Raw genomic sequence first — 9356 nt, forward strand, 5'->3', positions numbered from 1 at the left:
CCTGAACGCCATAACGGGCCTGAGCCTGTTTGTAGGTGAGCTCGCCTTTTTCAATCTGCTCGACCACGGCTAATTTAAAAGTCAGCGAGTAATCGCGCTGTGTCCGTTTCACACCTTGTCCCATCGGATTCTCCATTTATTGGGGGGGAAAGGTGTAAACCATATTCAGGACGGGACACAGGATGTAAAAAAGCCGGAGCACTGATGCTCCGGCTTTTTTATGTCTGCCATGGCGCCCTGACTATTCGCCCGATTCCACAAACTGCAGCTCGGGGGGGGTTGAGGTCAACACGTCGGCGCAGTAATCCCAGGTCGAGATGCGATAGTGCTGCAGATCCTCGTCCAGGTGCAGGCCGTCGGACTCCTGATGGAACCAGCTGGCGAAACGGGACGGGATGATCAGCTGGATTTGCTCCTCGATGGCATGACTGTCACGGCCTTCTGCCAGATCGCAGTCTTCCATCACCCGCACGGCGAAAATATGACGGAAATTGACCCGGCAGAGCGGTTGCGGCGGCAAGTCGATGCTGCGGGCGCGGCCCAGCACGACCGTCAGGTTGTCGCCCCAGATATCCTGATGCAGTTCGGCCACGACCAGGCCGGGGGGGAGTTGGCGGGAGGGTGCCCATGGCACGGCAACCTGCCGAATGGCATTCTTCTGTTCCATATCCACCTCGCTACAGCGCATGCCATATCCTGAGTGTATCTGAAACAAATTTGGCTGACGATGGCAAGAAAAAACCCGGCTGATGCCGGGTTTCGTTCGATTACTTTACGCTGTTACTTTACGGCGTCTTTCAGCGCCTTGCCTGCCACAAAGGACGGCACATTGGCGGCTGCAATCTGGATCTCTTTACCAGTTTGCGGGTTACGACCGGTACGGCCCGCACGATGGTTGACCTTGAAGGTACCAAAACCCACCAACTGAACGGCATCGCCCTCTTTCAGGCTCTGGGTAATACCATTGATGATCTCTTCCAGAGCAACTTTGGCCTGAGCTTTGCTCAGGTCTGCTTTGGCGGCAATTGCATCGACAAGTTGAGCTTTGTTCATAACATTTCCTTTATGATCGGGCATTTAGCACCGGGCCACTCTATTCAAAAAAAAACACTCAGGCAAAGGCTTTATCAGCCGGGTTGGCTTGAATGCTGGGGTTTTCATCAAGATCTGCGGAAATAGTCACATATCTCGCCCCTTCGTCGTCCTGATTGACGGTACGGTGGCGAACAACCGATGAGGACTTGTACGCAAACCCCCATCTGATGTAACAATATCCCCACACTCCTATTGACGGTCAACAGTATTTTCCCTAGTTAATAGGGAGTGTCATCAGTCGATGGGAATGACCGCAGGCTTGCAGCCATCGAGCTCCATGCCATGCCCACGGAGGGACTATGTTAACTGAACTGGAAAAAACCAAGCGCGCACTGGCAGGCAAGCACAGGGCGATAGACGACTGGCTGGATGCCAGGCAGGCGTTACTGGTCGAGTACATGCGGCTGGCCGGGCTCATGCCTGCCAGATCCAAACAACGATCCCTCCCCGGTCATGTCGAGCTGCAACGCTTCTGCGAGCAGCTAGTCGACTACGTCAGCGCCGGTCACTTCGAAATCTACAACCACGTGGTCACCGCCTTCGAGCAGGCCAGCGGCGACAAGCTGGAGCTGGCCAAACGCATCTATCCCCATATCCGGGCCTGTACCGAGTTTGCCCTGGAGTTCAACGATAAATACAGCAACGCCAACGAGGCGCAGCTGCTGTTGCTCGACGAGGACCTGAATCATCTGGGGCCCGTGCTGGAGGACAGGTTCAAGCAGGAGGATCGGCTGGTCAAGGCACTGCAGGTGGTCGAATCCCTCAGCCACCGGCAGGTTTGATGCCCAATATCTGAGCCAGTTCAAGATCCTGATGAGCAAGCTACATTACACTCTGGAACCTGAATTGTTAGCACTGCGTTCGAGCGCAGACCGGAGATGAACATGGCCGAGCGACGCCACTTTACCAGGATCTTCTATCTGACTGCCGCCAAGCTGATCCAGGGGACACGTCAGTGGCGGACCCAGCTGGCCGATGTCTCCCTGCAGGGTGCCCTGTTGCTCAGACCCGAGGATTGGTCCGGCAGCGACGACAAGGAGTACGAGATCTGCTTCGTGCTCGGCGGCAGTGACATCGAGATCAAGATGCAGGTGACGCTGACCCATGAGGCCAGCAAGAAGCTGGGGTTCTACTGTCACCACATCGACATCGACAGCGCCAGCCACCTCAAGCGGATGATCGAGCTGAACGTCGGGGAAGAGCAGCTGTTGTATCGCGAGCTGGAGCAGTTGCTGCAAGAGCACAAGGAGCACAGTCCTCCCTCTGCCTGAGCCGCAGAAACGAAAAAGGAGCGCCATGCGCTCCTTTTTATTACCTGTTATCCGCCCTGTGCTACAAAGCCTCGAGGGCATCTGCCAGCTTCTTCACCGGCACCACCTCCATCCCTTCGATGGGATGCTTGGGGGCGTTGGCGTGGGGCACTATGGCGCGGCGGAAGCCGTGCTTGGCCGCCTCCTGCAAGCGCTCCTGGCCAGAGGGCACGGGCCGGATCTCGCCGGACAGCCCCACCTCGCCAAACACCACCAGGTCCTTGGGCAGGGCCTGATCCCGGAAGCTGGACACCATGGCCAGCAGGAGCGCGAGATCCGCGCTGGTCTCCTCGACCTTGACCCCGCCCACCACGTTGATGAAGACATCCTGATCCGCCATCTGCAGGCCACCGTGACGGTGCAGCACCGCCAGCAGCATGGCGAGGCGGTTGTGATCCATCCCCACCGCCACCCGGCGCGGATTGGAGACCTGGGAGTAATCCACCAGCGCCTGCAATTCCACCAGCAGCGGGCGCGTCCCCTCCCAGATCACCATGACGATGGAGCCTGGGGCCTGCTCGTCACCGCGACTCAGGAAGATGGCGGAGGGGTTGCTCACCTCCTTCATCCCCTGCCCCGTCATGGCGAACACGCCGAGCTCGTTGACCGCACCGAACCGGTTCTTGTGGGAACGCAGGGTCCGAAAGCGTGAGTCGTGGGCACCGTCCAGCAGCACGGAGCAGTCGACGCAGTGTTCCAGCACCTTGGGACCGGCCAGGGTGCCGTCCTTGGTGACGTGGCCCACCATGAAGATGGCGACATGGTTCTGCTTGGCGTAGCGGGTGAGCAGGGCCGCGGATTCCCGTACCTGGGAGACGGAGCCGGGGGATGACTGCACATCCGCCACGTGCATCACCTGGATGGAGTCGATAACCATGATCTGCGGCTGCTCCTGCTGGGCAATGATGCAGATCTGCTCGACGCTGGTCTCGGACAACATCCGCAGCTTGTCGGTGGGCAGCCCAAGTCGGTTGGCCCGCATCGCCACCTGTTGCAGGGACTCTTCCCCGGTCACGTAGAGGGTCTTCATCCGCTCGGCCAGGCCGCACATGGTCTGCAGCAACAGGGTCGATTTACCCGCCCCCGGGTTGCCGCCAATCAGGATGGCCGAGCCCGGCACCACGCCGCCGCCCAGCACTCGATCCAGCTCCTTGAAGCCCGAGCCGAAACGGGGGATCTCGGTGGTAGCGACCTCCGCCAGGGTCTGTACCTGGCTGCCGATGGCACCGGCATAGCCGGTGTAACGGGCGCTCTTGCCAGGGGTGGTGACCCCGAGCCGGACCTCGGTGATGGTGTTCCATTCCTTGCACTCGCCGCACTGACCTTGCCAGCGGGTGAAGTCGGCTCCACATTCGGTACAAACATAGGCGGTTTTGTTTTTGGCCATGGATAACTCGGGGACAGGATGATTTCCTGCTTGATATACTGGTTTGCGACCGACAGATCAAACCCAGAATCGGAAAAGTGACTTTCCGCGGCAGGAATACATGGATTCAGAACAACCGCTACACCTGATAGAACAGCTTGTCCCCCTGCTCAGAGAAAAGGATTTCGACGAGATCTTCAACCGCCTGACCCAGAACGAGAATGCCAACAGCCGCTTCTTGCTCAAGATGGAGATCAAGCGTAAATGCGCCCCCTGCCGGCGAGTGATCGACATGCGCAACGAGCTGAGCGATCTCTGCCTGGTGCACGAGTTTGAAGGGGTCACCCATTTTATGCCCGCCGAGGCGGTCGAGCAGTTTCAATCCCAATGCTACCTCTACCGGGACAGCTACACCCTGGGGGTCTACGAGGCGCTGCAGGCCTGGTACAAACTCAATCAGGGCCGGGGGGAGAGCCTGTCCCTGCCCGCCAGCCCCTTTCGCCTCTTCGACGTTCAGGCCATCCCCTTCGCCAGCCACTACGGCCGGCAAGAGGAGCGGATGCACTTCAGCTCCGCCATGGTGCTCAAGCTGCAAAATGGGGAGAAGCTGTTTGCCAAGAGTTCGGACATCTCCCTCGGCGGGATCCGGGTCTCCGTCCCCTATCTGCCCGACTACCAGACCGGCGAGCAGCTCGATGTGCTCTTCACCGGCCTGGAGCGGGAACATGCCAACCCCATACTGCGCTCGCCCATCGGCTACCAGATCCTGGGGGAAGAGCAGAAGGAGGGGAAGTTCTGGCTGCGGCTGGTGAAGAGCGGTGACTACCCCGCCTTCGACCACTTCCTGCGCGAGTTCATCGAACACAACCGCAACCGCTACCGGGTCAGCGTCGATTACCTGTTGTCGGCGGCCATCGTCAAGGGCTACGAGCAGTTCTACCTGCCACGTATGACCGGCATGCCGCTGTTCTTTGGCAAGGGCGACAGCCCTGCCCTGGAGATGGCCCTGCGTACCGAGAACAACCAGCACGTGCTCGAGTACTGGCGGGATGCCAAGAACCGCGACATGCTCGCCAGCCTCTTCCCGGCGGCGCGGATGCGCTCGCTGATCCCGGCCAGAGGAGCACTGCGCGAGACCCTGATCTACAGCTTCACCCATTCGGTACGCAGCCACCTCTACTTCTTCTCCGCCACCCGGGAGGAGTTGCAGCAGAGCGGCCTGGCCTCGCTGTTCTTCCAGGTCGGCGCTCGCCGCCCCAGCTGGCGCGTTTATAAATTCAGCCTGGAGGCTTGTTCTCTGCACGAGGCGGATCTCGATAGCCAGTCGGAGTCCCATCAGTTGCAGGATATGCTGATGCGCGAGCGGCTCCAGCAGATAGGCCATGTCGGCCTGCTGCAGGAGATCGGGTTGGACAATCAGCGCGACGAGTTTCGCTACGATGCCAACCAGCCACACAATGCCAACGAGTTGCAGCGCTTCGGCCACGACACCAGCGCTACCCCCTTCGACATCGAGACGCTGCACTACGTGCAACTGCGCAAGGAGGCGCGCTACATCCACAAGACGGCGATCGTGATCCGCCACCAGGAGAGAGCCTGGCTCGGCTGGACCCGCGACATCTCGGCCCATGGCATGCAAATCGAGCTGGAGGAGGCGTTCGTGGGAGAGAAGGGGGAGATCATCACCGTCGCCCTGCCCCGGCTGCAGGATCTCGCCAAGAGCATGGATCTGCAGCGCCTGCCCTATCGGCTGGTCAGTCTCAACCTGAGCCGCACCGTGCTGCACCTGTGCATCGAAGGGGACGCGGCGCGCCACATCGGCCATCAGTTCTTCAGCCTGCTGATCGAGAGCAACCAGAACAAGCTCAAGACCACCCGGGAGCACAGGCGCTACCGCGGCATGGCACGGGCGCTGCGCAACATCTTCACCCATCACACCTTCAACACGCCTGTCTATCTCAACAAACTCAAGGCTGCCCCGACACCGGCCGCAGTGGGGCTTGCCCCCCGGCCACGCAGCCTCTCCCGACTGTTACAGGCCTGCGCCGAGCAAGAGGATCAGGCGAACCTCTACCCCCTGTTCCAGGGCGGGTTGCTCAAGACCCTGCTGCTCAACCCCTTGCGGGCCATCGAGCGGGAAGACAAACCCAAGGAGGAGGAGGTCTACATCGCCAGCCTGCACTCACAGGGCGGCGCCCCCTTGTTTCTCAGCCGTTTGGCCAGCAGCTTTGCGTCGCTGGAGGACAAGCGACGCTTCGTCGAGCTGGCCCTGCAGCAGGGGGAGTTCTACTCGGTGCTGGTCGGCATCTCCCGCACCGGCCGACCGGACACCAGCTTCATCGCCAACGAGCTGGACTACATCGCCAAGTTTGCCATTCACAAGGCCAAGAAACTGGAGGAGGAGCTGTGGAGCGTGGTGGGGGTCGGTGAGCTGACCGACACCAGTCAGGCCACCCTGTTCCGACTCGGCATCACCTCACCCCCAGCTTGACCGGCGGGGAAGGCATGGCTGACGACAAGGGAGACCTAGCGGGTCGCCCTTGTCGTATCAAGCTGGCCTCAGACCGTCTGGGAATGGCTCAGCGGGTGCCGCTTGGTGAGGTAAGGCATCAGATCGGTTGCGGATCCTGCAACCAGCTCAGGATCTGGGGAAAGTGATCCTCCTGGGCCTGGGGAGCGGTCAGCATATTAATGTGGTCGTAGTCGAGCCGGTTGCCGTTGTCGAGCCCGAGCCGGGTGTGGCGCGTGGCCGAGCCCATCTCGGTGCTGAAACGGCGCACATCTATGGGATGACCCAGCACCTTGTCCGCCTTGGCCGAGATCATCCAGAGCGGTGGCCAGGCCACCCGAGCCGCCGCCTCGTCATAGGCGAAGCCGTCGTGAGGATCCTGCCAGGGCCCGCATTTCACCCAGGGAATGGTCTCCTGCAGGTAACGCAGGGGCTCATCATCCGCCCCCATCTTCAACTTGCGTGCCGCCAGAAAGCCGCTGCCGCGTGCCAGCCAGGGCGCCAGCCGATTCCAGATCAAGTCCACCTTCAGCCAGCGTTCCGGATTCTGCACCGACACGCCCCGCTTGGTGCCGAAGAACACCAGACTCGCGATCTGGTCGGCAAGCTCGGGGAAGCGAGCCAGGGTCGAGGCCATGATGACTCCGCCCCAGGAGTGGGCCATCCAGTGCACCCTGGCACCGGCATGACGGGCGGTAACCCAGTGTTGCAGCGCGGGCACATCTTCTGTGATGAGCTCATGCTGGCCGTGCCCGGTCCGCTGGGCGATGGCCGGCGTGCTGAGGCCCCGGCCACGCAAGTCGGCCACATAGACCTGATAACCGTGGCGGGCCAGATAACAGGCAAGCCCCTTGCCGGATTCGGTGTAGAAGATGCGGCCGTTCTCGATGGCGCCGTGCACCATCAGGATGGGGTCGGCATGGACCGCCACCTTTGGCTGGATGTGACGCACGTGCAGCCGATGCTCGCCGCAGGGGATAAACAGGGATTGTTGCAACAGTTCCATCTCGTTTTCAGGTCCTCCTTGACCCTCTTCAGCAGTTATTCCAGCGGTGCTCGCGACAAGAGCGGGCCGACAGCAGGCAGAGCACCCCTTCCAGATCGTGATGATTGAGGGTGGCGGCCGCCTGGGCCCGCACCAGCGGCTTGGCGTGGATGGCGATACCGAGGCCGGCCACCGCCATCATCTTGAGATCGTTGGCCCCGTCACCGACGGCGACGGTCTGGGCCGACGCTATACCGTACTCGGCCGCCAGCCGTTGCAGTACCTCGGCCTTGACGGTGGCATCCACTATGGGGCCACTCACCTTGCCACTCAGGCAATCCCCCTCCACCGCCAGCGCGTTGGCGAAGATGGCATCCAGCCCCAGCGCCTGCTGCAATTCGCCGGCGAAGCGGGTGAAGCCACCGGAGGCGATCGCCACCTTCCAGCCTGCTCGCTTGAGGGTATCGACCATCAGTTGCAGACCCGGCATCCAGGGCATGTTGGCCGCTACCTCGTCGAGAATGGTGACCGGCGCCCCTTCCAGCAGGGCGACCCGGCTGCGCAGGCTGTCGGCAAACTCCAGCTTGCCCTGCATGGCCGCCGCCGTGACGGCGGCGACCTGCTCGCCCACCCCGGCCAGACGGGCTATCTCATCGATGCACTCGATACGGATGGCGGTGGAATCCATGTCCATCACCAGCAGGCCAGGCTCGCTCAGGCTGGGCAGGGCGGGCAGATGACAGACATCGATGTCCCACTCCTGCGCCTTGAGCGCCTGCACCAGCTCAGGGGAGAAGCGGCTAGTGCCGAGCAGCAGCAAAGGGATGCCAGCCTGCTCTCCCAGGGGATAGAGGCTAGCCTCGACTCCCTCGCATTCCAGCAGGGCCGCCAGCCGGCTCAGATGCCGGGTGCCGAGTGCCTTGCCAAACAGGACCAGCCAGGCGCCGTCATGGGCAGTGGCGGCGGGCAGCAAGGCCTGCGCGGTGAGCTGCCAGCAGGGTGCGCCACACAGGGCCTTCGGCCAATCGGGTAGGGAGGAGGAAAGTTGGGACAACAACATAAGGGGGACGCCTTCCTTGGAGATCATGGGGTTCATCATGCTGGCCCAGAGTAGCGTATTGCTTTTTGTACAGGCAAGCGCCAAGATCCCGCCAGCGATCCGTCGCTCAACGCAGAGAGCCCTGAGCCAAGTACCGCCATTGGTCGGGCAGGCATCAGGATCCCTTCATCGTCATACCTTCACCGCAAGAGGTTCAGTGCTGTGCGTCACCTCCCCATCAAACGTGTTGTCAGCCTGGCCACCGGGATCCTGCTCGGTCTCTGGGTGCTGGGGGTGCTTGTTCATATGCAGGGGGCGAGCCAGGCGGCATTGCACAACGAGGCGCGCGATCGGGCCCAGGCGTTGGTCGCCTACGCCGCCCGCGACATGAAACGCTGGATCAAGGAAGACAAGGAGAGCGAGCTGGAACGGCTGGCCCAGGATCTGGCCGCCGAGCCCGAGATCCTCGATGTCACCCTCTACGACGCCCGTGGCATCCCCCTCGCCCAGTCGGATCAGGCCGTGCCACTGGAGAGCCTGTTGCCCATCGGGGCTGACAACAAGTCCCCGCCGGAGCAGGGCAAGGGCCGCATCCAGTTCGTGCAAGAGGTGCTGGATGGCAACCTGACGCTCGGCTACCTGCGCATCACCCTGGAAGAGCAACAACTGCTGGCAGAGCAGGATACCCATCTCAAGGTGAATCAGGAGAAGCAGCGGCTGATGCTGCTGGTGATGCTGCTGGCGGGTCTGCTCATCTCCTACGGCGTGCGACGCAACTACATGCGGGTGCGCAAACACAAGAAAAAGAGCGCCCAGACGGCGGCTCCCAACGAGCACGCCCCACCGCCCGGCCTCGAATAAGGCGCTGTTCGCGAAACCTGTTGGTCTTGTTATTACCCCCCACTGTTCGAGTACCTGATCGAGATGTGTAGTGGTCTAATCATCCCGGACACCATTTTAGGTGGTACAGTCGCCACCAAGATCAGAGGTGTTCAATGACAAGATTACGTCGCTCATTTACTGCCGAATTCAAACTCGAAGCCGCATCCCTG

At 61.3% G+C, this 9356-nt stretch carries 9 protein-coding genes and 1 pseudogene; 4 read left to right on the forward strand and 6 right to left on the reverse strand.

All coding sequences use genetic code 11. From position 1 onward, the window contains the following. The 3 genes and pseudogenes from MM194_RS21470 to hupA all read right to left on the reverse strand — a co-directional run. Positions 1 to 124 (reverse strand): annotated as a pseudogene (locus tag MM194_RS21470) (IS3 family transposase); the annotation flags it as partial. A 117-nt stretch (positions 125 to 241) separates the two neighbouring features. Continuing rightward, a complete protein-coding gene (locus tag MM194_RS21475) occupies positions 242 to 667 on the reverse strand; it encodes a hypothetical protein (protein WP_033129542.1) in 426 nt (141 codons plus the stop codon). A gap of 113 nt (positions 668 to 780) precedes the next feature. Further along, positions 781 to 1053, reverse strand: coding sequence for a nucleoid-associated protein HU-alpha (gene hupA / locus MM194_RS21480; protein WP_005305063.1), 273 nt, complete (start codon positions 1051 to 1053; stop codon positions 781 to 783). A 341-nt stretch (positions 1054 to 1394) separates the two neighbouring features. Here hupA and MM194_RS21485 point away from each other — a divergent pair, with 341 nt between their 5' ends. Both MM194_RS21485 and MM194_RS21490 read left to right on the forward strand, forming a co-directional pair. After that, positions 1395 to 1877, forward strand: coding sequence for an Rsd/AlgQ family anti-sigma factor (locus MM194_RS21485; RefSeq protein WP_033129537.1), 483 nt, complete (start codon positions 1395 to 1397; stop codon positions 1875 to 1877). Between the two features lie 102 nt (positions 1878 to 1979). Beyond that, entirely contained in the window at positions 1980 to 2366 is a 387-nt protein-coding gene (locus MM194_RS21490) for a PilZ domain-containing protein (protein WP_241344932.1), read from the forward strand. Positions 2367 to 2427: 61 nt separating this feature from the next. Here the strand turns inward: MM194_RS21490 and radA are convergent, their stop codons facing one another. Continuing rightward, positions 2428 to 3792, reverse strand: a complete 1365-nt coding sequence (gene radA, locus MM194_RS21495) for a DNA repair protein RadA (protein ID WP_033129535.1) — start codon at positions 3790 to 3792, stop codon at positions 2428 to 2430. 100 nt (positions 3793 to 3892) lie between these two features. On the opposite strand from radA, the gene MM194_RS21500 reads away from it, so the two are divergent. Further along, on the forward strand, positions 3893 to 6262 hold the full coding sequence (locus MM194_RS21500; RefSeq protein WP_241344933.1) for a PilZ domain-containing protein: 2370 nt from the start codon (positions 3893 to 3895) through the stop codon (positions 6260 to 6262). 118 nt (positions 6263 to 6380) lie between these two features. Here the strand turns inward: MM194_RS21500 and MM194_RS21505 are convergent, their stop codons facing one another. Together MM194_RS21505 and serB are read right to left on the reverse strand one after the other, a co-directional pair. Next, the gene (locus MM194_RS21505) at positions 6381 to 7286 is read right to left on the reverse strand and encodes an alpha/beta fold hydrolase (RefSeq protein ID WP_241344934.1); all 906 of its coding nucleotides are present in this window, start codon (positions 7284 to 7286) and stop codon (positions 6381 to 6383) included. Positions 7287 to 7314: 28 nt separating this feature from the next. After that, entirely contained in the window at positions 7315 to 8325 is a 1011-nt protein-coding gene (serB, locus tag MM194_RS21510) for a phosphoserine phosphatase SerB (protein WP_241344935.1), read from the reverse strand. 201 nt (positions 8326 to 8526) lie between these two features. Between serB and MM194_RS21515 the strand changes: the two genes are divergently transcribed. After that, entirely contained in the window at positions 8527 to 9165 is a 639-nt protein-coding gene (locus MM194_RS21515; protein ID WP_033129532.1) for an AhpA/YtjB family protein, read from the forward strand. Positions 9166 to 9356 lie beyond the last annotated feature (191 nt).

The sequence above is a fragment of the Aeromonas sp. MR16 genome (assembly GCF_022549315.1).
Taxonomy (GTDB): Bacteria; Pseudomonadota; Gammaproteobacteria; order Enterobacterales; family Aeromonadaceae; genus Aeromonas; species Aeromonas aquatica.